This is a genomic window from Pseudomonas sp. SWRI179 (assembly GCF_014268705.1).
GTDB lineage: Bacteria > Pseudomonadota > Gammaproteobacteria > Pseudomonadales > Pseudomonadaceae > Aquipseudomonas > Aquipseudomonas zanjanensis.
In genome coordinates, this window is record NZ_JABWRA010000149.1 from 1 (window position 1) to 384 (window position 384).

Below are 384 nucleotides of genomic sequence, written 5' to 3' on the forward strand. Positions count from 1 at the left end.
GTACAGCACGGTTGGGTCCATGTTGCCCTGCAGCGCAACCTTGTCACCGACACGGCGGCGCGCATCGCCGATCTCGCAGGTCCAGTCCAGGCCCAGTGCATCGGCACCGGCTTCGGCGATGCTTTCCAGCCACATGCCGCCGTTTTTGGTGAACAGAATGACCGGCACCTTGCGCCCGTCGTGCTCGCGGATCAGCCCGCTGACGATCTTGCGCATGTAGGCCAGCGAGAACTCCTGGTAGGCCGCCGCCGACAGGTTGCCGCCCCAGGTGTCGAAGATCTGCACAGCCTGGGCACCGGCCAGGATCTGGCCGTTGAGGTAGCTGGTGACCGACTGGGCCAGCTTGTCCAGCAACAGGTGCAGGGCTTGCGGGTTGTCGTAGGC

The 384-nt window shown here is 65.1% G+C and carries 1 protein-coding gene; it reads right to left on the reverse strand.

All coding sequences use genetic code 11. The features are described from left to right. Window positions 1-384: uroporphyrinogen decarboxylase family protein (locus HU767_RS28620; RefSeq protein WP_272972543.1), on the reverse strand; the 384-nt coding region annotated here is incomplete at both ends.